The 25,812-nt window shown below is 55.8% G+C and carries 25 protein-coding genes and 1 other RNA gene; 14 read left to right on the forward strand and 12 right to left on the reverse strand.

What is annotated here, in order from left to right; genetic code table 11:
• Positions 1–108 precede the first annotated feature (108 nt).
• Positions 109–222: non-coding RNA, RtT sRNA (locus KUE00_RS20780), on the forward strand.
• 563 nt (positions 223–785) lie between these two features.
• On the opposite strand, the gene hemY is transcribed toward KUE00_RS20780, so the two are convergent.
• From hemY to hemC, 4 genes are read right to left on the reverse strand one after another with little or no spacing between them, the layout of a single operon-like run.
• Positions 786–1,976, reverse strand: coding sequence for a protoheme IX biogenesis protein HemY (hemY, locus tag KUE00_RS20785; protein WP_246762160.1), 1,191 nt, complete (start codon positions 1,974–1,976; stop codon positions 786–788).
• Positions 1,977–1,978: 2 nt separating this feature from the next.
• On the reverse strand, positions 1,979–3,106 hold the full coding sequence (gene hemX / locus KUE00_RS20790; protein WP_246762162.1) for a uroporphyrinogen-III C-methyltransferase: 1,128 nt from the start codon (positions 3,104–3,106) through the stop codon (positions 1,979–1,981).
• A 23-nt stretch (positions 3,107–3,129) separates the two neighbouring features.
• Complete coding sequence (hemD, locus tag KUE00_RS20795) at positions 3,130–3,870, reverse strand: uroporphyrinogen-III synthase (protein WP_246762164.1); 741 nt, start codon at positions 3,868–3,870, stop codon at positions 3,130–3,132.
• Positions 3,867–4,808, reverse strand: coding sequence for a hydroxymethylbilane synthase (gene hemC / locus KUE00_RS20800; protein WP_246762166.1), 942 nt, complete (start codon positions 4,806–4,808; stop codon positions 3,867–3,869). The genes hemD and hemC overlap by 4 nt, the downstream gene beginning before the upstream one ends.
• A 287-nt stretch (positions 4,809–5,095) precedes the next feature.
• Between hemC and KUE00_RS20805 the strand changes: the two genes are divergently transcribed.
• From KUE00_RS20805 to uvrD, 7 genes are all read left to right on the forward strand, one after another.
• Positions 5,096–7,645, forward strand: coding sequence for a class I adenylate cyclase (locus KUE00_RS20805; RefSeq protein WP_246762168.1), 2,550 nt, complete (start codon positions 5,096–5,098; stop codon positions 7,643–7,645).
• A 153-nt stretch (positions 7,646–7,798) separates the two neighbouring features.
• On the forward strand, positions 7,799–8,008 hold the full coding sequence (gene lptM / locus KUE00_RS20810) for an LPS translocon maturation chaperone LptM (RefSeq protein WP_246762280.1): 210 nt from the start codon (positions 7,799–7,801) through the stop codon (positions 8,006–8,008).
• 27 nt (positions 8,009–8,035) lie between these two features.
• The gene (dapF, locus tag KUE00_RS20815) at positions 8,036–8,860 is read left to right on the forward strand and encodes a diaminopimelate epimerase (protein WP_246762170.1); all 825 of its coding nucleotides are present in this window, start codon (positions 8,036–8,038) and stop codon (positions 8,858–8,860) included.
• A complete protein-coding gene (locus KUE00_RS20820; protein WP_246762171.1) occupies positions 8,857–9,558 on the forward strand; it encodes a DUF484 domain-containing protein in 702 nt (233 codons plus the stop codon). Before dapF ends, KUE00_RS20820 begins: the two co-directional genes overlap by 4 nt.
• Complete coding sequence (gene xerC / locus KUE00_RS20825; RefSeq protein ID WP_246762173.1) at positions 9,555–10,460, forward strand: tyrosine recombinase XerC; 906 nt, start codon at positions 9,555–9,557, stop codon at positions 10,458–10,460. Before KUE00_RS20820 ends, xerC begins: the two co-directional genes overlap by 4 nt.
• On the forward strand, positions 10,460–11,176 hold the full coding sequence (gene yigB / locus KUE00_RS20830; protein WP_246762174.1) for a 5-amino-6-(5-phospho-D-ribitylamino)uracil phosphatase YigB: 717 nt from the start codon (positions 10,460–10,462) through the stop codon (positions 11,174–11,176). Before xerC ends, yigB begins: the two co-directional genes overlap by 1 nt.
• Before the next feature lie 51 nt (positions 11,177–11,227).
• Entirely contained in the window at positions 11,228–13,390 is a 2,163-nt protein-coding gene (uvrD, locus tag KUE00_RS20835) for a DNA helicase II (protein WP_246762176.1), read from the forward strand.
• Positions 13,391–13,576: 186 nt separating this feature from the next.
• Here the strand turns inward: uvrD and KUE00_RS20840 are convergent, their stop codons facing one another.
• Entirely contained in the window at positions 13,577–14,050 is a 474-nt protein-coding gene (locus tag KUE00_RS20840) for a WbuC family cupin fold metalloprotein (protein WP_246762178.1), read from the reverse strand.
• 89 nt (positions 14,051–14,139) lie between these two features.
• Here KUE00_RS20840 and ysgD point away from each other — a divergent pair, with 89 nt between their 5' ends.
• A complete protein-coding gene (gene ysgD, locus KUE00_RS22025) occupies positions 14,140–14,196 on the forward strand; it encodes a YsgD/CorL family protein (RefSeq protein WP_414148888.1) in 57 nt (18 codons plus the stop codon).
• 131 nt (positions 14,197–14,327) lie between these two features.
• Positions 14,328–15,281 (forward strand): magnesium/cobalt transporter CorA, encoded by a 954-nt coding sequence (gene corA, locus KUE00_RS20845; protein ID WP_246762180.1) that lies wholly within the window; start codon positions 14,328–14,330, stop codon positions 15,279–15,281.
• A 104-nt stretch (positions 15,282–15,385) separates the two neighbouring features.
• Here corA and mdtI read toward each other — a convergent pair whose 3' ends face one another.
• The 4 genes from mdtI to KUE00_RS20865 all read right to left on the reverse strand — a co-directional run bounded on the left by mdtI (position 15,386) and on the right by KUE00_RS20865 (position 17,811).
• On the reverse strand, positions 15,386–15,715 hold the full coding sequence (gene mdtI, locus KUE00_RS20850; protein WP_246762181.1) for a multidrug/spermidine efflux SMR transporter subunit MdtI: 330 nt from the start codon (positions 15,713–15,715) through the stop codon (positions 15,386–15,388).
• A complete protein-coding gene (gene mdtJ / locus KUE00_RS20855) occupies positions 15,702–16,052 on the reverse strand; it encodes a multidrug/spermidine efflux SMR transporter subunit MdtJ (protein ID WP_246762183.1) in 351 nt (116 codons plus the stop codon). Before mdtJ ends, mdtI begins: the two co-directional genes overlap by 14 nt.
• 358 nt (positions 16,053–16,410) lie before the next feature.
• Complete coding sequence (rarD, locus tag KUE00_RS20860) at positions 16,411–17,310, reverse strand: EamA family transporter RarD (RefSeq protein ID WP_246762185.1); 900 nt, start codon at positions 17,308–17,310, stop codon at positions 16,411–16,413.
• Between the two features lie 27 nt (positions 17,311–17,337).
• Positions 17,338–17,811 (reverse strand): thioesterase family protein, encoded by a 474-nt coding sequence (locus tag KUE00_RS20865; protein WP_246762186.1) that lies wholly within the window; start codon positions 17,809–17,811, stop codon positions 17,338–17,340.
• Between the two features lie 172 nt (positions 17,812–17,983).
• Here KUE00_RS20865 and pldA point away from each other — a divergent pair, with 172 nt between their 5' ends.
• Together pldA and recQ are read left to right on the forward strand one after the other, a co-directional pair.
• The gene (gene pldA, locus KUE00_RS20870; RefSeq protein ID WP_246762188.1) at positions 17,984–18,862 is read left to right on the forward strand and encodes a phospholipase A; all 879 of its coding nucleotides are present in this window, start codon (positions 17,984–17,986) and stop codon (positions 18,860–18,862) included.
• Positions 18,863–18,909: 47 nt separating this feature from the next.
• A complete protein-coding gene (recQ, locus tag KUE00_RS20875; RefSeq protein ID WP_246762190.1) occupies positions 18,910–20,736 on the forward strand; it encodes an ATP-dependent DNA helicase RecQ in 1,827 nt (608 codons plus the stop codon).
• 79 nt (positions 20,737–20,815) lie between these two features.
• On the opposite strand, the gene rhtB is transcribed toward recQ, so the two are convergent.
• Complete coding sequence (gene rhtB / locus KUE00_RS20880) at positions 20,816–21,439, reverse strand: homoserine/homoserine lactone efflux protein (protein ID WP_246762192.1); 624 nt, start codon at positions 21,437–21,439, stop codon at positions 20,816–20,818.
• 104 nt (positions 21,440–21,543) lie between these two features.
• Between rhtB and pldB the strand changes: the two genes are divergently transcribed.
• On the forward strand, positions 21,544–22,530 hold the full coding sequence (pldB, locus tag KUE00_RS20885) for a lysophospholipase L2 (protein ID WP_246762194.1): 987 nt from the start codon (positions 21,544–21,546) through the stop codon (positions 22,528–22,530).
• Between the two features lie 52 nt (positions 22,531–22,582).
• Entirely contained in the window at positions 22,583–23,383 is an 801-nt protein-coding gene (gene yigL / locus KUE00_RS20890; protein WP_246762196.1) for a sugar/pyridoxal phosphate phosphatase YigL, read from the forward strand.
• Between the two features lie 30 nt (positions 23,384–23,413).
• Here the strand turns inward: yigL and glpQ are convergent, their stop codons facing one another.
• On the reverse strand, positions 23,414–24,460 hold the full coding sequence (glpQ, locus tag KUE00_RS20895; RefSeq protein WP_246762198.1) for a glycerophosphodiester phosphodiesterase: 1,047 nt from the start codon (positions 24,458–24,460) through the stop codon (positions 23,414–23,416).
• The gene (gene glpT / locus KUE00_RS20900) at positions 24,457–25,794 is read right to left on the reverse strand and encodes a glycerol-3-phosphate transporter (RefSeq protein WP_246762200.1); all 1,338 of its coding nucleotides are present in this window, start codon (positions 25,792–25,794) and stop codon (positions 24,457–24,459) included. Before glpT ends, glpQ begins: the two co-directional genes overlap by 4 nt.
• Positions 25,795–25,812 lie beyond the last annotated feature (18 nt).

Below are 25,812 nucleotides of genomic sequence, written 5' to 3' on the forward strand. Positions count from 1 at the left end.
GAGTAGCGCAGCTTGGTAGCGCAACTGGTTTGGGACCAGTGGGTCGGAGGTTCGAATCCTCTCTCGCCGACCATATTAAGAAAAGGCCAGCTTTCGAGCTGGCCTTTTTGCGCTCAAAGCTCAAAGAGGATGAGAACCTCCGAAGGAGGTTTGAGCCGAGCGAAGCGAGACAACGTTGCTTTGGCAACGGCCCGCAGGGGAATAATCCTCTCTCGCCGACCATATTAAGAAAAGGCCAGCTTTCGAGCTGGCCTTTTTGCGTCTCTGTCGTTAAAACGCTAAAGCGTGTCGCTAAAAAGAGACATTTAACTCATTGTTATTATTCACCTTTACCTCACTATACATGGCCTGTCGCTAACAAACGACGCCTGGCCCGCTTTCCGTCGCTATATAAAGACAACCGCAGACAGGCCGTTTTAAAAAGGTCGGTGTTATAAGTGACTGTATAAAAAGAATATAAATTATCATTATCGCGTCAGCTGAAGACCTGGCACGTTAACTGCTATAATCCCCCTGTAGATGCTCATTCCACCTCTTATGTTTGCGCACGCTTCATAAACCCGGGAATGATGCAGAGCCCCCTTAGGGTACCTGTTGTCCATCTGCCGCTATCGCCGTAAGGCTTTAACGGGCGTCCAGGACACAACGTTGAGTCAGGTACCAGCCGGTCTTTTCGGCCTGTTTTTACACCCGCCAAACCGGTGGGTGTTTTTTTATGCGCAGGCGAAAAAAAACCGGGCAGGTGCCCGGTTCAGGTTATCGATAACGTGTTGCTATGGCTGGCTTCAGGGATTGTTTTTCAAGGTCAGCAGCAAACCGTCGCGGCGCATCTCTGCGGCTTCTTCCGGCTTGTTCTGGCGGTCCAGCGTATCGGCCAGCCAGGCGTAGTCGAAAGCATCAGGTCGCTGCTTCAGCGCTTCGCGGAAAGCGTCGCTCGCCTTTTCCCATTCACCGTGCTTCATCAGCAGCTGACCCAGCGTGCTGTGCAGCAGTGGCGTAGCGCCATGCTGTTTAATCTGCTGGCGCAGCGCTTTTTCCAGCTGGTCAGGATTGCCGGTTTTCAGACGCGGCATCAGCAGTACCAGGCGCTCATCGTAACCGCGCTTAAGCCCGTCCAGCACGATCGCCTGAGCGGTCTCATGGTCGTCGCAGACGATCAGATGGTCCGCCATCGCCACCTGCAGCGCCGTTTCGTGCCGCGTTTTACGGCTCTGGTCATGCCACCAGCGCTTCAGTCCTTCGCTTCCCTGATCGGCCATCGCCTGACTCATTAAGCCAAGCCATGCCTGCTGCTGTAGCGCCAGCCGGTGCGTTTCATCGGCGACGCCAGCTTTTTCCATTGCGGGCAGGATATCCAGCAACGCGCTCCACGCGCCGGTACGTACGTATGCCTGTTCTGCCAGACGCAAGACTTCAGGATGGCGCGGCGCGACCTCAAGCAGTCTGTCGACGCCGTGTCTTGCCGCATGATCCTCATTGCGCGCCAGCTGCAGGCGTACCCGCGTAATCTCTACCGGCAGCTGGTCGTTACCGGCCAGTTCGGTTGCCCGTTCCAGATGCTGATTAGCGCGCGCTTCGTCGTTGCGTTGCTGAGCCGCTTCCGCTGCCAGCAGATAGTTCACCATTGGCTGTTCGGCATGGTCGGCGTTACGCGACAGCAGCTTCTCAACCTGACGATGATCGCCTTCCGCCAGCTTAAGCAGTGCGGCGTTGGTTTGCTTACGCGCGCGGTTGCGCTTGCGGCCCTTAAACCAGCCGCGAGTACGGGCACCGGTGCGAAACAGACGACGCAATACCCACTCAACAAAAAGAATCACCAGCAGCGCCAGGATCAGAATGATCACCAGGCCGGTAACGCTGGTTTCAATATTCCAGCTATCGGTCTGGATCAGCACATAGCCCTGGTGGCCTGCCAGCATTGGACCAAGCACGACACCTGCCATCAATAACACAAAAACGATCAGTACCTTAAGCATGCTTATTCTCCCTGCTGCTGTTGGGCACCTGGCTGAGCCAGCAGGTTACGCACGCGTGTTTGCATCAGCTTATCCAGCATCGGCTGGCTTTGCAGCGCGTTCGGCACGTCCATTGATACGCTTTGCTGGCTAAGTTCGTCCAGCTGGCTGAGGAAGGCTTTTGTTGCCGCGTCGTTAGTATCAAACCAGGCGCGAACCCAGGCAGAAACCGAGTCGATGGACTGCTTATAGATTTGATCCTGGTGGCGTGGCACAGCCTGAGCAGCAATCAGCAGGCGCGAACGGATGTTCTCGCGCAGATAAACGTCCTGATTAGGCGCCAGCAGCGGTTCGGCTGTGGTGTCACGGCGACGGATGGTAATGAAATCATCCATAAAGTTATGCCAGCTTTTTACCAGATTCTGTCGCCATTCGCGCAGCGAAGAGGAAAGCTCACCGCTATCGGCATCCATTGGCGCGTCGTCGCTGTCATCATCGGCCAGGCGCAGATTATCGACGCCGTTGGAAAGCTGGTTAAGCTTGAGAATAATGCCGTCGTAATCGACCTGGCTAATCGAGGAGAGCGTACTGATATCCTGCGTTAGCGCCCGGCGCACGTCGATCAGGCTGGGATCGTTCATGTCGGCCAGGCTGGCGTCGGCGCTTTTCAGCAGCGCGGCGGCGGTGGTGACGTCCTGATCGCTCCAGAGTTTGCGACCGGCCAGCTTAACCAGATAGTCGGCCTGAGCCAGCAGCCAGGTATGCGCGTCGTTACCCGAAATCGTCGCGACTTTTTCTTTCAACTCGTCCAGCTGCTTACTGGTCGCTGCCTGCTGTGCGCGGGCGGCATCCAGCGCGCTGCCTTGCGCGGCAAGCTGACGAACCAGCGTTTGTTTCTCGCCAGCGGCATCCTGCTGCAGCGCGGCCAGCTGATCTGCCAGCGCTTTATTTGCCGCAGCCTGGTGCTGAGCCTGAGAGTGGGCATTGAAATAGAGGCCGACGCCGGAAGCCAGCGCGATGGCAATCGCCAGTACGGCCAGCGCCGTCGCCCCATTGCGCGGCTTGCGCGGTGGTTTTTGCTCTGGCGTTAAGGTTGCTTCCTCTGGGGTGGTCGCTTCAACCATGGCAGAGGCGTCTTTGTGTTCCGTCATTGTGGCACATCCCATATTTAAGTTTATTGTAACGCGCGCAGCAGCGCGTCGTTATCGGCACCTTCGGCTACCTGAACCGCTCGCCAGCCCAGTTCTCTGGCGCGGGTAGCCAGGCGTTCACTAACGACCACCAGTCGGCAGTGGAGAAGCCATTCCTCACGATCGATCTCCGGGAAGAGCGAATAAAGCTGCTGCAACATTTCGCCGCTGGTTACAACCAGCGTATCAACCTGGCGATCTCGCCAGCGTCGACCTTCCTCGGCACCCTGATAAATTTTCGCACAGCGTTGATAGCATTCAACAAACTGTACATCAGCACCGCGCTGTTGCAAGGTTTCCGCCAGTAATTCACGTCCGCCATTGCCGCGCAGAATCAGCGCGCGCTTTCCGGCAACCTGCTGTAAAGCAGGAAGCTGGATCAATATTTCACTGGTTTCGCGCTCGTGCGGCCAGACCACATCCCGGCCACTGACCGTATGCAAAGCCAGCGCGGTGGTACGGCCTATAGCATAATAGTGCAGAGAGGAAGGCCACGAAACGCCAGCGCGCGCTAAAGCGGGATGGGCGTAATGAATAGCGTGTTGGGAAAGAAGAAAAACCAGATCGCCATCCTGTAATGAAGCCAGCTGCTGCGGTAGCTGGTCCAGGCCGGTGCCCGGCGTAAATTCGATCAGCGGCATAGACCAGGCAACCCGGCCAGCGGTACGTAAACGGCTGACCAGCTCTTCAGCCGCCGGAGCCGGACGGGTTACCAGGATGCTCATTTTGGCGGATTTCCTTTATAGACTTCTGCCAGGATTTCACGTGCGCCGTTGCTCAACAGCTCTTCGGCCAGCGAGATACCCATTTTTTCTGCATCTTCACGCGGCCCACGGCGTTCGCCACGGATCATCTTACTGCCGTCCGGCGAACCAACCAGCCCGCGCAGCCAAAGTTCGTTACCTTCCAGCTCGGCAAAACTGCCGATTGGCACCTGGCAACCGCCCTCCAGCCGGGTATTCATCGCGCGCTCGGCTTTTACGCGTATTGCCGTATCTTCATCATTCAGCGCGGCCAGCAGGGTAATGGTGTCTGCATCGTCCAGGCGGCACTCAATCCCGACCGCGCCCTGGCCTACCGCAGGCAAAGATTCTTCTGCCGGCATGGCGTGGCGAATACGGTCGCCCTGTCCCAGACGCTTCAGACCCGCGACGGCAAGAATGATGGCGTCGTAATCGCCCGCATCCAGCTTGCTTAAACGAGTGCCGACGTTGCCGCGCAGCGAGCGGATAATCAGGTCCGGACGGCGGGCGCTAAGCTGACACTGGCGACGCAGGCTGCTTGTGCCGACAACGGCGCCCTGCGGGAGCGCATCAACAGAATCAAACTTGTGGGAAACGAAAGCGTCGAGCGGATCTTCACGCTCGCAGATAGTCACCAGCCCCAGCCCCTGCGGAAACTCTACCGGCACATCTTTCATCGAGTGAACGGCAATATCGGCGCGGCCGTCCAGTAAAGCCTGTTCAAGCTCTTTGACAAACAGGCCCTTGCCGCCAACCTTCGCCAGCGGCGTATCTAAAATAATGTCACCTTTGGTGACCATAGGCACCAGCTCAACGCGCAGCCCTGGATGGCTGGCCATCAAACGCTGCTGAACATAGTGCGCCTGCCACAGCGCAAGCGGACTCTGGCGGGTAGCTATTCTTAAAATTTTGTCTGACATGCTGGTTACCGTTTTTATCGTTCACTGATTATCCTATCATTGTTACGGGAAGCCTGTCAGTTTCCACGGCCTGAAACGGCGATGGCGGGGCGGGTTGCGGGATTTTGGGTCTGGCTGGTGGTAAAACGTGCTAAACTGTTTGGTAGCGCAACTTTCTTTACGGTCAACCGACCAGGTGTTAGATTGATCACGTTTCCAGCAATAATTTGCACGACTATTTTTAAAGCAAGCGGCAAATTTCGGAAACAGGGTTTTTTGCAGGCACTGGGATAATCAGGCGAGACGTCTTGTACCTCTACATTGAGACACTGAAACAGAGACTGGATGCCATCAACCAGCTGCGCGTCGATCGCGCCCTGGCGGCGATGGGACCTGAGTTCCAACAGGTTTACAGTCTGCTGCCGACCTTATTACATTATCATCATCCGCTGATGCCGGGTTACCTTGCGGGTAACGTTCCACATGGCATCAGCTTCTACACGCCTGATGAAAGCCAAAAAACTTATCTCGATGATTTAGAAGGTAAATCTGGATCTTCCGCCGCGCTGACGCCGCAGGGTGAACTGCCGATTACCGGCGTTTACTCGATGGGCAGCACCTCTTCCGTCGGCCAGAACGCCACTTCTGACCTGGATATCTGGGTTTGCCATCAATCCTGGCTGGATAACGAAGAGCGTCTGGCGCTGCAAAAGAAATGTACGCTGCTGCAAAAATGGTGTGCGGGCATGGGCGTGGATGCCAGCTTCTTCCTGATCGATGAAAACCGCTTCCGCCACAATGAAAGCGGCAGCCTGGGTGGCGAAGACTGTGGTTCCACGCAGCATATTCTACTGCTGGATGAGTTTTACCGTACCGCCGTGCGCATGGCCGGCAAGCGTATTCTGTGGAATATGGTGCCGGGCGAAGAGGAAGAGCATTACGACGACTACGTAATGTCGCTTTATCAAAAAGGCGTGCTGACGCCGAACGAATGGCTCGACCTGGGCGGCCTTGGCACGCTTTCCGCTGAAGAGTACTTCGGCGCGAGCCTGTGGCAGCTCTATAAAAGCATCGACTCTCCTTATAAAGCGGTGTTGAAAACGCTGCTGCTGGAAGCCTATTCCTGGGAATATCCGAGCACGCGCCTGCTGGCAATGGATATCAAACAGCGCCTGCACGACGGCGAAATCGTCTCCTATGGCCTCGATCCCTACTGCATGATGCTGGAACGCGTCACGCACTATCTCACCAGCATCGATGACCATGCGCGTCTCGATCTGGTGCGCCGCTGCTTCTATTTAAAAGTACGTGAAAAATTATCGGTCAGCAGCGAACCGGGCTGGCGGCGGGAAATCCTTGGCCAGCTGGTAAAAGAGTGGGGCTGGGACAAGCAGCGTCTGATCATGCTGGACAGCCGCGCCGAATGGAAAATCGGCCGCGTGCGCGAGGCGCACAATGAGCTGCTGGACGCGATGATGCAGAGCTATCGCAACCTGATCCGCTTTGCGCGCCGCAATAATCTGAGCGTCAGCGCCAGCCCGCAGGATATCGGCGTGTTAACGCGTAAGCTTTACGCCGCTTTTGAAGCGCTGCCGGGAAAAGTCACGCTGGTGAACCCGCAGATTTCTCCGGACCTTTCCGAACCGCATTTGACCTTTATCCACGTGCCGCACGGCCGCGCTAACCGTGCGGGCTGGTATCTGTATAACCAGGCACCGGATATGCAGTCGATCATCAGCCATCAGCCGCTGGAATATAACCGCTATCTTAACAAGCTGGTTGCCTGGGCGTGGTTCAACGGTTTGCTGACCAGCAAAACGCGCCTGCATATCAAGGGCAACGAGCTTTGCGATCTGGCCAGGCTGCAGGAGCTGGTGGCGGATGTGTCGCACCATTTTCCGCTGCGCCTGCCCGCGCCGACGCCAAAGGCGCTGTATAGCCCGTGTGAGATCCGCCATCTGGCGATTATTGTTAATCTGGAATATGACCCGACCGCCGCTTTCCGCAATCAGGTAGTGCATTTCGATTTCCGCAAGCTGGACGTGTTCAGCTTCGGCCAGCAGCAGCAGTGTTTAATTGGCAGCATCGATCTGCTTTACCGCAACTCGTGGAATGAAGTGCGCACGCTGCATTTCAACGGCGAGCAGGCGATGATTGAGGCGCTAAAAACCATTCTGGGCAAAATGCATCAGGATGCTGCGCCGCCGGATGCCGTAGAAGTCTTCTGCTACAGCCAGCATCTGCGCGGTTTAATCCGCACGCGCGTACAGCAGCTGGTGTCCGAATGTATTGAGCTGCGCCTTTCCAGCACGCGCCAGGAGCCGGGCCGCTTTAAGGCCGTGCGCGTGGCCGGCCAGACCTGGGGGCTGTTCTTTGAGCGCCTGAGCGTTTCGGTGCAGAAATTAGAGAACGCCGTGGAGTTTTATGGCGCTATCTCCAATAACAAGCTGCACGGCCTGTCGATAAAGGTAGAAACGGACCAGACTCGTTTGCCGTCGGTGGTAAACGGCTACGCCAGCGAAGGCATTATTCAGTTCTTCTTTGAAGATACCAAAGACGATCGCGGCTTCAATATCTATATTCTGGATGAAACCAACCGCGTCGAAATTTATCATCACTGCGAAGGCAGTAAAGAGGAGCTGGTGCGCGACGTCAGCCGCTTCTATTCTTCCTCGCACGATCGGTTTACCTACGGCTCCAGCTTTATTAACTTCAACCTGCCGCAGTTTTATCAGATTGTGCAGGTGGACGACCGTTTTCAGGTTATTCCTTTCCGCAGCCAGGCGCTGGCGCAGCTTTGCGCAGCCGTTTCGGATAACGATCCCAGCGACTACGCACAGCGCTACCAAATGCACTGACGGCGCGCGCCAGCGTTGTCAGGGCATTTATTCCACGCCGCCGCGCATTTAACCCCTTTCCTTTCTGCAAGCTTCGCCTTTTTCCTGTTGCTTTTAGCACTTCACCTGCGATGATAGTCAACCAACAGGCAGCAACAAATGAGCAGAACGAGCATGAAGAAAATGATTTGTCGGCTGGCGCTGGCGCTAGCCGTGGTGAGTCTGGCGGGATGCGGACTGAAAGGCCCTCTCTATTTTCCAAAGCAGGAACAGCCGCAAAAAACCGCAGGTAAAGCGACGCAGCCCAAAACGGCGAGCACGGCAGCGGTTAACGCGCAGCAGCAGTCAAAGACCACCGATGCGGAACAGCAATCGGCTCAGTAAAACATGACGCACTCGCTGGAGCCACACATGCAGTTCTCCAAAATGCACGGTCTGGGCAATGACTTTATGGTCGTCGATGCCGTGACGCAAAACGTCTACTTCTCTCCGGAACTGATCCGTCGGCTGGCGGATCGCCATCTGGGGATCGGCTTCGATCAGCTGCTGATCGTAGAGCCGCCTTACGATCCGGATCTGGATTTCCACTACCGCATCTTTAACGCTGACGGCAGCGAAGTGGCGCAGTGCGGCAACGGCGCCCGCTGTTTCGCCCGCTTTGTACGGCTGAAAGGCCTGACTAACAAAAGCGACATCCGCGTCAGCACGCAGACTGGCCGCATGGTACTAAGCGTTACGCCGGACGAAATGGTCTGCGTCAACATGGGCGAGCCGAACTTTGAGCCGCAGCAGGTGCCGTTTCGCGCGAACAAAGCGGAAAGCCTTTATCTGATGCGTGCCGCCGAGCAGACGGTAATGTGCGGCGTGGTATCGATGGGCAATCCGCACTGCGTGTTGCAGGTCGACAGCGTGAAAACCGCGCTGGTAGAAACCTTAGGCCCGGTGCTGGAAAGCCACGAACGTTTTCCTGAGCGCGTTAACGTTGGCTTTATGGAAGTGGTCGCGCGTGAGCATATCCGCCTGCGCGTTTACGAACGCGGCGCGGGTGAAACCCAGGCGTGCGGCAGCGGTGCCTGCGCGGCGGTTGCCGTTGGTATTCAACAGATGCTGCTGGCGGAAAAAGTGCGCGTTGACTTACCTGGCGGCAGCCTGACTATCGCCTGGAAAGGGCCTGGCCATCCGCTTTATATGACCGGCCCCGCCACTCACGTTTACGACGGATTTATTCATCTATGAAACAGGTCAGCGAGGAGCCATCTGAATTTTTGCTGGACGACGGCGCGGTCAGCGACTATCTGCGGCAAAACCCGGATTTCTTTATCCGCAATGCCCGCCAGGTAGAGCAGATGGTGGTGCCGCATCCGGTACGGGGAACCGTCTCGCTGGTGGAATGGCAGCTTGGTCGCCAGCGTCATCAGATTGCGCAGCTGGAAGAAGAAATTACCCTGCTGATGGAACAGGCCAGCGCCAACCATCGGCTGTTCGAGAAGCTGTTGACGCTTCAGGCACGGCTTGCCGCCGCCGACAGCCTGCAGGATATGCTTAACCGGCTGCACCGCTGGGCGCGCGAGCTGGGCATAGCGGGCGCTAACGTGCGCCTGTTCAGTGAAAAATGGCGGATTGGCGCGCCATCGGACTTCACCCAGCTGGCGCTGTCAAAACCGGCTTTTGAGCCCGTACGCATTCAGCGTCTGGGCAACCAGCAGCACTATCTGGGCAGCCTGAACGGCCCGGAACTGCTGCTGCTGCTGCCGCAGGCAAAAGCGGTCGGCTCGGTGGCTATGTCGCTGCTGGGCGAGCGCGGCGATCTGGGCGTACTGATTTTCAGCAGCCGCGACAGCCAGCACTATCAGTCCGGGATGGGCACGGTGCTGTTGCAGCACCTCTCGCAGATGCTGCCGGAACTGCTACAGCGCTGGGTAGAACGGGTATGAATCCGTCTCCTCTACAGCCTGCCGTAGAGGGCTTCCTGCGCTACCTGAAGGTTGAGCGACAGCTTAGCCCGCTGACGCAGATCAACTACCAGCGCCAGCTGAGCGCCTGCATTACGCTGCTTGACGAAATGAAGCTCGCTGCCTGGGACAGGCTGGACGCGGCCCAGGTTCGTTCGCTGGCCGCGCGCAGCCGTCGTGAAGGCCTGAAGCCCGCCAGCCTGGCGCTGAGGCTTTCCGCGCTGCGCAGTTTTCTGGACTGGCAAATCAGCCAGGGCGTGCTGAAAGCCAATCCGGCAAAAGGCGTCGCCACGCCGCGCGCTTCACGCCATCTGCCTAAAAATATTGATGTGGACGAGGTCAACCGCCTGCTGGATATCGATCTAAACGATCCGCTGGCGGTACGCGATCGCGCAATGCTGGAAGTGATGTATGGCGCGGGACTGCGTCTGTCTGAACTGGTAGGGATCGATATCGGTCACCTTGATCTGGCTTCTGGCGAAGTCTGGGTATCGGGCAAAGGCAGCAAGGAGCGCCGTCTGCCGATTGGCCGTACGGCGGTCGAGTGGATAGAGCACTGGCTGGTACTGCGCGAGCTGTTTGCGCCTGAAGATAACGCGTTGTTTCTGTCAAAGCAGGGCAAGCGTATCTCAACGCGCAACGTGCAGAAACGCTTTGCAGAGTGGGGCGTCAAGCAAGGGCTTTCCAGCCATATCCATCCGCACAAGCTGCGCCACTCTTTCGCCACGCATATGCTGGAATCGAGCGGCGATCTGCGTGCGGTTCAGGAGTTGCTGGGCCACGCTAACCTCACCACCACTCAAATATATACCCACCTTGATTTTCAACATCTGGCTTCGGTTTATGATGCCGCGCATCCCCGTGCCAAACGAGGAAAAACCTGATGCATTTTTACCGTTCGCTGCGGCCGATTGCAGCCATGACGTTCGATCTGGACGATACGCTTTACGACAACCGTCCGGTTATCAGCCGTACCGCCAAAGAGTCTCATGCCTTTTTACAGGCTTATCATCCGGCGCTGAATGACTTCAGCCCGCAGCAGTATCAGCAGCTACGCGAAAGCCTGCGCGAGCAGGAGCCGGAAATTTATCATGACGTTAGCGAATGGCGGCGTCGCGCGGTTGAGCTGGCAATGCTGAATGCAGGTCTTCCGGCGGCGGAAGCGGAAAAAGGCTCGCGCGCGGTCATGGCGAATTTTGCTCACTGGCGTAGCCAGATAACGGTGTCCGAAGAAACGCACAGCACGCTGGCTGCTTTAGCCGCGCGCATGCCGCTGGTGGCCGTGACTAACGGCAATGCCGAGCCGCACCTGTTCGGGCTGGATAAATATTTTAAATTTATTCTGCGAGCCGGGCCGCACGGCCGCGCCAAGCCTTATCACGATATGTATCACCTGGCGGCGGAAAAGCTGAATTTGCCGCTGGAAAATATTCTGCACGTTGGTGACGATCTCACCACGGACGTGGCCGGGGCCGTACGCTGCGGCATGCAGGCGTGCTGGATTAATCCGCATAATGATAATCTGATGCGGGCCAGCGACAGTCGTCTGCTGCCCACGCTGGAAATTTCGCAGTTGGCATCGCTGACCGCGTTGTTATAATACGCTGGTTAAATATCCAGTGGAGCTAGCTCCCTTAACCTGACGGTGCTTATGGACGTTTCTGACCTTCTCGACGGCTTGAATGACAAACAACGCGAGGCCGTAGCCGCGCCGCGCAGCAATTTGCTGGTGCTGGCGGGCGCGGGCAGCGGCAAAACCCGCGTGCTGGTGCACCGGATTGCCTGGCTGCTGGCGGTTGAAAACTGTTCGCCATACTCGATCGTTGCCGTGACCTTTACCAATAAGGCGGCGGCAGAGATGCGCCATCGCATCGAGCAGCTAATCGGCACCAGCCAGGGCGGGATGTGGATTGGCACCTTCCACGGGCTGGCGCACCGTTTGCTGCGCGCGCACCATCTTGACGCTAACCTGCCGCAGGATTTCCAGATCCTCGACAGCGAAGACCAGATGCGCCTGTTAAAGCGCCTGATTAAGGCGATGAATCTGGATGAGAAGCAGTGGCCCGCCCGTCAGGCAATGTGGTACATCAACGGCAAAAAAGACGAAGGATTACGTCCTAAGCATATTGAAAGCTACGGCAATCCGGTTGAGCAGACGTGGTTGCGCATCTATCAGGCCTATCAGGAAGCCTGCGATCGCGCAGGGCTGGTGGACTTTGCCGAGCTGCTGCTGCGCGCGCACGAGCTGTGGCTAAACAAGCCGCACATCCTTAACCACTATCGCGAGCGCTTCACCAACATTCTGGTGGATGAATTTCAGGATACCAACAATATCCAGTACGCCTGGATCAGGATGCTGGCCGGCGACAGCGGCAAAGTGATTATCGTGGGCGATGACGACCAGTCCATTTACGGCTGGCGCGGCGCGCAGGTTGAAAACATCCAGCGCTTCCTTAACGATTTCCACGGCGCGCAGACCATTCGCCTGGAGCAGAACTACCGCTCGACCAATAATATTTTGAAAGCGGCTAACGCGCTGATCGCTAACAATAACGGGCGATTAGGCAAAGAGCTGTGGACGGACGGCAGCGACGGCGAACCCATCTCTATCTACTGCGCGTTTAACGAGCTGGACGAAGCTCGCTTTGTGGTTAACCGTATCAAAGTGTGGATGGAAAACGGCGGTGCGCTGAACGACTGCGCCATTCTCTACCGCAGTAACGCCCAGTCGCGCGTGCTGGAAGAGGCGCTGCTGCAAACCAGCATGCCTTACCGCATCTATGGCGGTATGCGCTTCTTCGAACGTCAGGAAATCAAAGACTCGCTGGCCTACCTGCGGCTGATAGCCAACCGCAACGACGATGCCGCCTTTGAGCGCGTGGTAAATACGCCGACGCGCGGCATTGGCGACCGCACGCTGGATGTGGTGCGGCAAACCGCGCGCGAACGTCAGCTCACGCTGTGGCAGACCGCGCGCGTGCTGCTGCAGGAAAAAGCGCTGGCCGGACGTGCCGCTTCGGCGCTGCAACGCTTTACCGAGCTGGTGGATTCCCTGGCGCAGGAAACCAGCGAAATGCCGCTACACGTGCAGACTGACCGGGTGATTAAAGATTCCGGGCTGTGGCTGATGTACGAGCAGGAAAAAGGCGAAAAAGGCCAGGCGCGTGTCGAAAACCTTGAGGAGCTGGTCAACGCCACGCGGCAGTACAGCTATCAGGACGAAGACGAAGATCTGATGCCGTTGCAGGCGTTCCTTTCCCATGCGGCGCTGGAAGCGGGAGAAGGCCAGGCGGATAAATGGCAGGATGCGGTACAGCTAATGACCATGCATGCCGCAAAAGGGCTGGAGTTCCGCCAGGTGTTTATCGTCGGTATGGAAGAAGGCATGTTTCCAAGCCAGATGTCGCTGGAAGAGGGCGGCAGGCTAGAAGAGGAGCGTCGTCTGGCCTATGTTGGCGTGACGCGCGCCATGCAGAAGCTGACGCTGACCTATGCGGAAACGCGTCGGCTCTACGGCAAAGAAGTTTATCACCGGCCTTCGCGCTTTGTCGGCGAATTGCCGGAAGAGTGTGTCGAAGAAGTGCGTCTGCGTGCCAGCGTCAGCCGTCCGGTCAGCCACCAGCGCATGGGAACGCCAGTCGCGCAAAACGACAGCGGCTTTTCGCTTGGCCAGCGCGTGCGCCACGCTAAATTTGGCGAAGGCACAATTGTGAATCTGGAAGGCAGCGGCGATCACAGCCGTTTGCAGGTCGCTTTCCAGGGCCAGGGGATCAAGTGGCTGGTAGCCGCTTACGCGAAGCTGGAAACCGTCTAGCCCTGTACCGGATAACAGAGTCGGCGGGGGCGCTTTGCTCCTGTCGTATATCAGACATGCCCTAACCTGGTCAGCAGTCTTAACGAAGCCGACCAGGGTCGCCTTGCTCCTGTCGTATATCAGGCATGCCCTGGCCTGGTCAGCAATCTTAACGAAGCCGACCAGGGTCGGCTCCGCTTTTATTACCTAACGTGAATAGCGATCGCCCGGCTGGGCTTTGGCATACCAGGCCATAACGTCTGCCGTTCCTTCGCCGCCTTCTTGCGGCGCCCAGTGCATACAGTCATCCTCCGTTAGCGCCTGATAAGGGCCATGCTTAACTTCAAAAATTACGCCGCCCTCGTCCAGCGACAGGACCGCGTGCCAGGTAAAAGCCGGCATTTCCTGTAACAAAATGTCTTCGCCCAATAGCGTACGATGCGTCACTTCGCCTTCGTCATTAAATTGCAGCACCACGAAACGTCCCTTCAGCGGCGTCAGTAGCTCCCAGGTCTGCGGGTGGCGGTGCGGACGGATATAGGTACCCGGCTCCATGGCGATAGCCAGACGCTGCACCGGATCCGTTAACTCTTCATGGAAAGTTCGGTGTGAACGCAGGCGAGCGACGCTGGCAGCCTGTTTGCTCATGTCGCTTAAATCGGCATGGGAAAGCTGTTTCATTCTGAATCCTTATTCTCTGGGGTTGCTGTTGACGTCATTTTCAGCACAGCGTAACATGCGCGCACCATTACCCAGAGAGGACATTTGCCTTGGACACACCCAGTAGATACTGGCTCACTGACCTGCACCGCAGGTACAACTCCTAAGGCTATCCTCCTCTGCCGATAGCCTTCGTGGTTGTCGGCGATCCGCATTACCGCATCGCTCCGAGTCAGACTGACCTACCTGTTCCGTGTTCAGGCGCGTCCCATGTTATGAAGAATTGGGAGTACCAGCTATGCTGAGCGCATTTAAACTTGATCAGAACCGCCTTGCTCGTCTGGAGCTGGAAGAAGCCAGCGACGAGCTGACCAGCTCTGTCTGGGTGGATCTGATTGAGCCTGAGGAAAACGAACGCGACCGCGTGCAAAACGAACTGGGCCAGAGCCTGGCAACGCGTCCCGAACTGGAAGATATCGAAGCCTCCGCGCGCTTTTTTGAAGACGAAGATGGCCTGCATATTCACTCCTTCTTCTTCTATGAAGATGCGGAAGACCATGCCGGAAACTCAACGGTCGCTTTTACCATTCGCGACGGGCGTCTTTACACGCTGCGCGAGCGTGAGCTGCCTGCGTTTCGCCTTTACCGCATGCGCGCGCGCAACCAGGTGCTGATTGACGGCAACGCTTATGAGCTGCTGCTGGATCTGTTTGAAACAAAAATCGAGCAGCTTGCTGACGAGATAGAAAACATCTATAGCGATCTGGAAAAGCTCAGCCGCGTTATTATGGAAGGCCAGCAGGGCGACGAATTTGATGCCGCGCTTTCTACGCTGGCGGAGCTGGAAGATATCGGCTGGAAAGTGCGTTTGTGCCTGATGGATACGCAGCGCGCGCTCAATTTCCTGGTGCGTAAAGCCCGTCTGCCTGGCAACCAGCTGGAGCAGGCGCGTGAAATCCTGCGCGATATCGAATCGCTGCTGCCGCATAACGAATCGCTGTTCCAAAAGGTCAACTTCCTGATGCAGGCGGCGATGGGTTTTATCAACATCGAGCAGAACCGCATTATTAAAATCTTCTCGGTTGTCTCCGTGGTGTTCCTGCCGCCGACGCTGGTTGCTTCCAGCTACGGCATGAACTTTGAGTTTATGCCTGAACTGAAGTGGAGCTTTGGCTATCCTGGCGCTATCTGCCTGATGATCCTGGCGGGGCTCGCGCCTTACGCCTACTTCAAGCGTAAGAACTGGCTGTAACCCATATCAGGGAAGCCGTCCGCAAACGGCTGACCGATACGGCGCAGTCGCGCTATGCCACGGACGGCTGCGCCAATGTTTTCGCGGTAAAGCTTTATCGCGCGTCAGGCAAATTTAATCAGCACCATACCCACCAGCAGCACGCCAATACCAGTCCAGCCCCGAGCGTTAAGACGCTGCCCAAATAAAATCCAGCCGGCCGCCGCCGTTGCGACAATGCCGAAACCTCCCCATAAAGCGTAAGCTACAGAAAGGTCGATGCTTTTTACGGCCTGTGCCAGCGCGGTAAAAGCGGCCAGTACGGCAGCGAGAGATGACAAACCGTAAAGCGGCCGACGAAAACCGTGCGAATATTTTAAAAAAATGTTGGCGAGGATCTCCAGGACGACCGCCAGCGCCAGCCAGGCGAGATGTAATCCGTTAAGCGATGACATGCTTTTTCTCCTCGCGGCCCGTCGTGCCGGACTTTACCAGCACAATACCCGCGACCAGCATCGCCAGACCGGCAACTTTCATCGGCGTCAGGAACTCGTCGAAAAGCATAACGCTAAACAGCGTAATAAACAGAATGCCAATTCCTTCCCAGATAGCATAGGCCACGCCCAGCGCAATTTTCTTAACGGCAAAGCTTAAAAAAATATAGGAAAGGGCGATCATCGCCAGCATAAAAATATAGCCGGCGGCATGGCCGTTAAGGCTGGCCCATTTCATGGTCAGCGTACCGATGATTTCACAGGAAATCGCCAGCGCTAATAAAAACCAGTACAGCATTTTCTCTCTCCAGAAAATAAAATAGCGGACGCGCACGCCGCGCAGTAATAAAAAAACTTCGGAAGAGGGCTACAGCGCAAAGCGCCAGTGCGTATCGCTGCAAGGGCAGAAGAGAACCGGCCTGATGGCAAAAGAAGGGGGCATGACGGAAATGAACAGACTGTCCATGAATTTACAACTCATCCACGCTATTGCTTCTCATCCTGGTGGAGTGAATATTGTCCTCGGTAGTTAAACACGCCGCTATTCTGCCATTACCTGTCTTGCTATGGCTAAAACCTTTTCACTGATTTACGAAGGCTGTCGTGGCGCTTTAATTAAACTTCGCCGAACGGACATTATTCGGCGAAGTGAAAATTTAAACCTCGGAAGCTTTTTTACGTTTAAGCGTTTTTAGTGCATCAAAGATAAATATCGCCAGCGCCGCCCAGATAAAAGAGAATGTTACCGCTTTATCCTGCGTCATCTTTTCGCCATAAAATGAAACGGCCAGCAGAAACATCAGCGTCGGGCCAAGGTACTGGAAAAACCCTACCGTAGAGAGGCGCAGGCGGGAACAGGCAGCGGTAAACAGCATCAGCGGGATAGTGGTAACAATGCCGGCCGCAATCAACAATAAATTCAGCGAAAGTGGGTTCTGCGTCAGATGGCTGGTCGAACTGTCCGCTATGCCGAAGAGATAGATAGCGGCGACCGGCAGCAGCCAGCTGGTTTCAATCAGCATGCCGGTTTGCGCGTCTACGCCGATTTTTTTGCGCATCAGGCCGTAGAGCGAAAAAGTCACCGCCAGGCCCAGTGCAATCACCGGCACTGAGCCAAATTTCCACAGCTGGATAAGCACGCCGCAGGCGGCCAGCGCCACCGCCAGCCACTGCAGGCGACGAAAGCGTTCGCCGAGAAACAGCATACCCACCAGCACGTTTAGCAGCGGATTAATAAAGTATCCCAGGCTCGCTTCCAGAATATGATGATTATTCACTGCCCAGATGAATATCAGCCAGTTACTGCACACCAGCGTGGCGGAAACCGCCAGCAGCAGCACCTTTTTTGGCTCTTTAAAGATTGCCCTGACTTTACCCCAGTTGCGGCTGACGCTCAGCAACAGCAGCATAAAAAAGAACGACCAGATTACCCGGTGCGTCATAATCTCGCCCGGTGCCACCTGCTGGATGAGCTTAAAATAGGCGGGCGCGATGCCCCAGATAAAATAAGCGCCCAGCGCATAAAAGATGCCCTGGCGAGTTTGTTGCGCATCCATGTAACGTTACTCCATAAAGGTTTGCAATCAGCCTACAAGATAGGTTGCCGTGGTGCTGGCGATATAAAGCCCGGCGTCATTATGCAGCTCAACTCGCGCCACGGCGACCTTATTGCCGCCGCGCAGCAGGCTGCTGGTCGCGATAAAACGCTCGCCGCGACCGGGCCGTAAATAGTCAACGCGCAAATCGATAGTGCCCATACGCGACAGACGCTGGCGTAGCTCTTCTTCCGTAATCGCTTCCTGCCGCGTCAATGCGCTGCTGACGCAAACCAAACCGGCCGCCACGTCCAGCACCGCAGCAATCACGCCGCCATGCAATATTTTCTGCGCAACGTTGCCGACCAGCTGCGTCTGATTCGCAAAGCTCAGTTCCGCATAGTCAGGCTCCAGCCGCTCCAGCGTCAGGCCAAGCGTGCGGTTGAACGGCATATCATAAACAAAAATTTCGCCAATCAGGCGGCGGGCGGCGTCCCGATCGAGCAAAGCAGGTGAGGTCATAAAAAATTCCTTTGTAGCGTAAGTCGCTTACCGAACTGGCTATTTTTGCCGGTCGTTAACAGGCCTTACACTTTACAAAAACAGCACTAATGTCGGCCACCAATTCTGTGTAGAATGGCGTGCTTTTTACACACACGTATAACAATTCCGTTTTGTTCTGGAGAACAACACTATGTCTATGCTGAAAGGCCTGCTGGCCGCAGCGCTTCTGTTCCCCACGCTGGTTCTGGCGCAGGAAGCGACGGTCACAGAGGTGCACGATCAGCCCGCCGTTCGTGGCAGTATTATTGCTAACCTGTTGGAAAAGCATGACAACCCTTTTGTGCTTTTTCCTTACGAAAGCAACTACGTACTGTACACCGACACCAGCAATATCAATAAAGACGCAATCAGCTCCTACAACTGGGCCAACAAAGCCAAGCACGATGAAGTCAAATTTCAGCTGAGCCTGGCGTTTCCGCTATGGCGGGGCATTTTAGGTGACAACTCGGTGCTCGCGGCCTCTTATACTCAGGGATCCTGGTGGCAGCTCTCTAACCGTGGCGCCTCTTCGCCGTTTCGCGAAACGAACTATGAGCCGCAAATTTTCCTGGGCTGGGCTACCGACTACAGCTTTGCAGGCTGGACGCTGCGTGATGTGGAGATGGGCCTGAACCATCAGTCGAACGGCCGATCGGATCCGACCTCGCGCAGCTGGAACCGCGTTTACGCTCGTTTGATGGCGCAAAACGGCAACTGGCTGGTTGAGGCAAAACCCTGGTACCGTCTTCCAGAAAGCGAAAATAATGACGATAACCCTGATATCACCAAATACATGGGGTATTATCGCCTGACTGTCGGTTACCAGCTGGGCGAGAGCGTTTTCAGCCTGCAGGGCAACTACAACTGGAACAGCGGCTACGGCGGCGCGCAGGCGGGCTGGAGCTATCCACTTACCGAACACGTTCGGTTCTATACGCAAGTCTTTAGCGGCTATGGCGAATCGTTGATTGACTATAACCACCGCCAGACCAGGGTCGGCGTCGGCGTCATGCTGAACGACCTGTTTTAACGCTTTTTGGGCAGCCGCCGCGCTGCCCGCCATCAATTGGAGTACACGTGTCTACGGCTGCAGTGATTAATCAGGAAGCGCTGGCGCAGCAGGTTTTGCAGGAAACCTTCGGCTACCAGCAGTTTCGTCCCGGGCAGCAAACCATCATTCAGGCTTCATTGCAGGGACGCGACTGTCTGGTCGTCATGCCAACCGGCGGCGGAAAATCGCTTTGCTACCAGATTCCGGCTCTGGTGCGTGACGGCCTGACGCTGGTGGTTTCGCCGCTGATCTCATTGATGAAGGATCAGGTCGATCAGCTGTTGGCTAACGGCGTGGCCGCCGCCTGCCTGAATTCCACGCAGAATCGCGAGCAGCAGCAGGACGTTTTAGCCGGCTGCCGTACGGGCCGCATCAAGCTACTGTATATTGCGCCCGAACGTCTGATGATGGACAACTTCCTGGATAATCTGGCGCACTGGAATCCGGCGATGCTGGCGGTGGATGAAGCGCACTGCATTTCGCAATGGGGACACGATTTCCGGCCTGAATATGGCGCGCTGGGCCAGCTGCGTCAGCGGCTACCGGACGTTCCGGTGATGGCGCTGACCGCTACCGCCGACGAAACCACGCGCAACGATATTGCACGGCTGCTACAGCTTAACGATCCCCTGATTCAGGTCAGCAGTTTTGACCGTCCTAATATTCGTTATACGCTGGTAGATAAATTTAAGCCGACGGAGCAGCTGCTGCGTTATGTGCAGGATCAGCGCGGCAAGTGCGGCATTATTTACTGCAACAGCCGGGCGAAAGTAGAAGATACCGCCGCGCGTTTGCAAAGCCGTGGAATGAGCGTGGGCGCCTATCATGCCGGAATGGACAACGAGCATCGCGCCCGCGTGCAGGAAGCCTTTCAGCGTGACGATTTGCAAATCGTTGTCGCTACGGTCGCTTTTGGCATGGGCATCAACAAGCCCAACGTGCGTTTCGTGGTGCACTTTGATATTCCGCGCAATATCGAATCCTACTATCAGGAAACCGGTCGCGCCGGTCGCGATGGCCTGCCTGCCGAAGCGCTGATGCTTTACGATCCGGCAGATATGGCGTGGCTGCGCAAATGCCTGGAAGAGAAAGCCCCCGGTCCGCTGCAGGATATTGAACGCCATAAGCTCAACGCCATGGGTGCCTTCGCCGAGGCGCAGACCTGTCGCCGTCTGGTGCTGCTGAACTATTTCGGCGAAGGACGCCAGCAGCCGTGCGATAACTGCGATATCTGCCTGGACCCGCCAAAACGTTACGACGGTACGGTTGAAGCGCAGAAGGCGCTCTCCTGCATTTATCGCGTCGGCCAGCGCTTCGGTATGGGTTACGTGGTGGAGGTTATTCGTGGCGCAAACAATCAGCGCATCCGCGATATGCAGCACGACAAGCTGCCGGTTTACGGCATCGGCCGCGATCAGAGCCATGAGCACTGGGTCAGCGTGATCCGCCAGCTTATCCATCTGGGGCTGGCGACGCAGAATATCGCTATGCACTCTGCGCTACAGCTGACGGAAGCCGCACGCCCTGTGCTACGTGGCGAAGCGCCGCTGCTGCTGGCCGTGCCGCGTATGGTTACCGTCAAGCCGCGTAACAGCAGCCAGAAGTCGTTTGGTGGCAATTACGATCGCAAGCTGTTCGCCAAGCTACGCAAGCTGCGTAAGGCGATTGCCGATGAAGAGAATATTCCGCCTTACGTAGTGTTTAACGACGCGACGTTGATAGAGATGGCCGAGCAAATGCCGTTAACCGCTTCGGAAATGCTGAGCGTCAACGGCGTGGGCCAGCGCAAGCTGGAACGCTTCGGCAAGCCGTTTATGGTAATGATCCGCGAGCACGTTGACGGCGAGGAATAAAAACCCCTGCTGTGCTCTGGCTTAAAAACGGCCTGATGAAAGTTTAGCAACAACCTCAGGCCAGTTTGTTCGCCCGTGCTCAGGCAATCCGGCGGGCCGAGGCCAGCAGCGCGCCTACCGCAATAAACATTCCGCCAAACAGCCGGTTGAGCAGCTTCATCTGCTTTGGCCCTCTGATCCACACGGCAATACGCTGAGCCAGCGTGGCGTAGCCAATCATCACGATAATATCGACCACCACGGTCGTTACGCCCAACACCAGATACTGCATCGCCTGCGGTTGGCCAGGGATAATAAACTGTGGGAAAAGCGCCGCCAGAAAAACGATGCTTTTCGGGTTAGTCAGATTGACCAGCACCGCACGTTTAAATAGCTTACGGCGCGGCATCGCTCTGGCGACCGCCTGCAAGTCTATTGCCCCAGCGGAGCGCCACTGCTGAATACCGAGCCAGACCAGATAGCCAGCGCCCGCCCATTTCAAAACCTCAAAAGCCAGCACGGACTGGGAAAACAGCGCGCCAAGGCCAATACCGACCAGCAAGATATGCGCTGCCAGGCCCACCTGTAAGCCAGAAATGGATGCCGCCGCGCCGCGATAGCCGTGGCTGATACCGGTACTCATCGTGTTAATCGCCCCCGAACCTGGCGAAAGACTTAAAATGCTGGTGGTTAAAAGGTAGGCCAGCCACCATTGGATGGTCATTGGGTAAGGCTCCCTGAGAATGCAGAAGTATGACACAATACGCCTTTGTGACAGCGCGAGCCAGAAAGGTCATGCCGGATAAGCAAAAAGCGGAGATGAGGTGAATGAACAAGGCTGCCAAAAGCTGGTTAAATCGTGAAAAAGCCTTTGCCGCTTTTGCTACTGGCCCGCTGCTGGATTTCTGGCAGCAGCGGGAAGAGGACGAGTTCATCGGCGTAGAAAACGTTGCCATTCGCTATGTCCGCTTCACTTCTCCGCAACACAACAAGGTTATCCTTGTCTGCCCAGGCAGGATCGAAAGCTACGTAAAATATCCTGAGCTGGCCTACGATTTGTTTCACTGCGGTTACGACGTGATTATTGTCGATCATCGCGGCCAGGGGCGATCCGGCCGGTTATTGCAGGATTCCCATCGCGGTCATGTAGAGCTATTCGATCACTATGTTGACGATCTGGAAACGCTTTATCTGAAAGAGATCCTCAGCCAGCACTATCTGCATCGCTACGCGCTGGCTCATTCGATGGGGGGCGCAATTTTAACGCTGATGCTGGCCAGACAGCCAAAAGCTTTTGACGCCGTGGTGCTGGCCTCGCCGATGTTCGGTATCTTTTTGCCAATGCCGCTGTGGATGACGCACTGTATTTTGACATGGGCGGAAAAACGCCCGGCGGTGCGCGACGGCTATGCCATAGGTACCGGAAGATGGCAGCCGAGGCCGTTTGGCATCAATCAGCTGACGCACAGCCGTGAACGCTACCGGCGCAACCTGCGCTTTTATGCTGACGATCCGGGACTGCGCGTCGGCGGCCCCACCTACCACTGGGTTAAAGAAGGCATTCTGGCCGGGAAAAATATTCTGGCTCAGGCAAAAGAGATCGTCACGCCGCTGCTGCTGTTGCAGGCCGAGGCGGATAAAGTGGTGGATAACCGCGCGCAGGATCTTTTTTGCCAGACCATGAAGGCGGCGGGCAATCCGTGCGAAGGCCCGCAGACTATCGCTGGCGCGCGTCATGAGATCTTGTTTGAAAAAGACAGTATGCGCGCCGAAGCACTGGAGGCCATCGTGGCGTTTTTCGCCCGGCATCCTTGATTCACTACTCAGATATGGCTACGGCAACCGACAACCATTAACCAGAGGTTTTATGTACCCTATTGTTGCTTCCGATCTTGACGGCACGCTGCTGTCACCGGATCACCGTCTCTCCGCTTTTGCCCGCGAAACGCTTCAGCTGCTGACGCAGAAAGGCGTCCACTTTATTTTTGCCACCGGTCGTCATCACATTGATGTGGGCCAGATGCGCGATAGCCTGGGCATTGACGCTTTTATGATCACTTCAAACGGCGCGCGCGTGCATAATACCGCCGGCGAGCTGGTATTTAGCCACAACCTGGAAGAGGATATCGCTCGTGAGCTGTTTGCTCTGCATCACAGCCATGAGGATATTTATACCAACGTCTATCGCGATGAAGAGTGGTTTCTTAACCGCCATCGTCCTGAAGAGATGGACTTTTTCCGTGAATCCGATTTCAACTATCAGGTGTACCAGCCGGACTCTTTGCCTACTGACGGCATCAGCAAAGTCTTTTTTACCTGTGCTAAACCAGAGCTGCTGATCCCGCTGGAAGAGGCGCTGATTGCGCGTTGGGGCGATCGCGTTAACGTGAGCTTCTCGCTGCCGACCTGTCTGGAAGTCATGGCGGGGGGCGTTTCCAAAGGTCACGCGCTGGATGCGGTCTCCCGCACGCTTGGCTTTACGCTACAGGACTGCATCTCCTTCGGCGACGGCATGAATGATAAAGAGATGCTGACCATGGCGGGCAAAGGCTGCATCATGAGCAACTCGCATCAGCGCCTGAAAGATCTGTTGCCCGATCTGGAAGTTATCGGCAGCAACGTGGATAACGCTGTGCCGAACTATCTGCGCAAGCTGTATAACGTCTGAGAAATTCGCCTCCGTGACGGAGGCGAAAAATCAGCGCTGTAAAAAATGTACGGCCTTATCCGGAAAATCGGTAAACAGGCCGTCCACTCCCGCCTGGTTATAAAGCACATCGTAAAGCTGGTCGACGTTATCAACCCAGTCGGGAAGGCTGTCGGCGCGCACCGTATAAGGGTGCACCACCAGCTTGTTCTGATGCGCCTCTTTGACCATCTCCGTCAGGCGAATATGGCCTCTGGTGGAGCCGCTGGCGATCAGCATATGATAATCGGGGCCGATGCCGTCAACAAAACGGGCCAGGTTTTTCATCGCGCCCGGCTGCAACATCCAGTCATAGCTATAGTTCACCCACCTGCCGTTTTGCAGCTCCTGCGTTTCCTTTGCATCCGTTTCGGTAATCAGCTGTACCAGCTTCAGGTTCATATTGCGCTGGGGTTCCAGCTCCGTTTTAATGCGTTTAAGTTCGTTATAATCAAAGCACTGCAAATAGACGTTATCGCTTTTACTGCTGTAGCCGTACTGTTTCAGCACATCCAGCACCTTCGCTGAAATATCTTTCCCTTCCTGACGATGAAACCAGGGCGCTTTAATCTCCGTATAAATTCCCACATTTTTGCCGGTTGAATGGTTCAACCCCTGAATAAATTCAATCTCTTCCTCAAAAGTATGAATATGGAAATCCGACTTATTCATGGGGAAACGCTGCGGGAATGTCTGTACTTTTTTACCGTCTTTTAGCGTAAAGCCTTCGGTAAAATTCAGGCCCTTAATTTCGGCCAGCGTAAAGTCGATGGCGTAGTAGCGGCCATCTTTTCTGGCGCGCTGTGGATAACGTTCGGCGACATCCGTCACGCGGTCCAGATAATGATCGTGCAGCACGACCAGCCGATCGTCTTTGGTCATCACCAGATCCTGCTCAAGGAAATCGGATCCCTGGGCGTAGGCCATCGCTTTGGCGGGCAGCGTGTGCTCCGGCAAATAGCCGCTGGCACCCCGATGGGCAATAACAATCTTACTCTCTCCGGCGGCCGTGACGCTGAGCGAAACGCTCAGCAGCAGCGTGGCTAACAGTTTTTTCATCGTAGTGCTCCTCGTTTTCTTTCGCTCAGCATAGTGACAACCAGCAGGATAACCGCCAGTACGCCGCCGCCGATCATCACGATAAAACCGCCGTCCCAGCCAAAGTAGTCCACGGTATAACCCACAATGGCGCTGGCGGCTACGGAGCCGCCAAGGTAGCCAAACAGGCCGGTAAAGCCCGCCGCCGTACCCGCCGCTTTTTTTGGGGCCAGCTCCAGCGCATGTAAGCCAATCAGCATCACCGGGCCATAAATCAAAAAGCCGATAACGATCATACAGCTAATATCTACGCCTGGATTGCCCGGCGGATTTAGCCAGTAAATAACGGTAGCCAGCGTGACCAGCACCATAAAGAACACGCCGGTTGCGCCACGGTTGCCTTTAAATACTTTATCGGACATCCAGCCGCACAGCAGCGTGCCGGGAATACCGGCATATTCGTAAAGAAAGTAGGCCCAGGAAGATTTATCCAGCGTGAAGTGTTTGACCTCTTTTAAATAGGTCGGCGACCAGTCCAGAATGCCGTAGCGCAGCAGGTAAACAAAAACATTGGCCAGCGCGATATACCAGAGCAGCCTGTTGGGCAAAACGTACTGCATAAAGATCTGCCTGGCGGTTAGCTCCTTCTCCTGATCTTGATCGTAGTCGGGCGGGTAATCGTTTTTATATTCTTCGATGGGCGGCAGGCCGCAGGATTGCGGCGTATCCCGCATTAACACGCAGGCTACGACGGCGATCAGAATGGCAGCGAAGGCGGGCATATAGAACGACGCTTTCCAGTCGTTAAACCAGTACATCCCTAATAAAAAAAGCAGGGGGGGAATACCGCCGCCGACGTTATGCGCGCAGTTCCACACGGAAACAATACCGCCACGCTCTTTTTGCGACCACCAGTGCACCATAGTGCGGCCACACGGCGGCCAGCCCATGCCCTGAAACCAGCCGCAAAGAAACAGCAGTACAAACATCACCATAATACTGGAGGTGGCCCAGGGGACGAATCCCATAAAAAGCATTACCAGGGCGGCCAGAATTAATCCGGCCGGGAGAAAGAATCGGGGATTAGAGCGGTCGGAAACGGAACCCATAATAAATTTTGAAAAACCATAGGCGATAGAAATCCCCGAAAGGGCAAAACCTAAATCGCCGCGAGAAAAGCCTTGTTCAATCAGTGAGGGCATGGCCAGCGCAAAGTTTTTTCGCACCAGATAATAGGCGGCGTAGCCGAAAAAAATCCCGAAAAATATTTGCCAGCGCAAACGGCGATAAAGTGGGTCAGTTTGCGCGTCATCAACGCGCGGTCGGTGAGGTGCCGGTCTGAACAGCGATAACATATTTGCCTCCAATGGCGC

Origin of the sequence: Erwinia phyllosphaerae (assembly GCF_019132875.1) — a bacterium.
GTDB classification, from domain to species: Bacteria; Pseudomonadota; Gammaproteobacteria; order Enterobacterales; family Enterobacteriaceae; genus Erwinia; species Erwinia phyllosphaerae.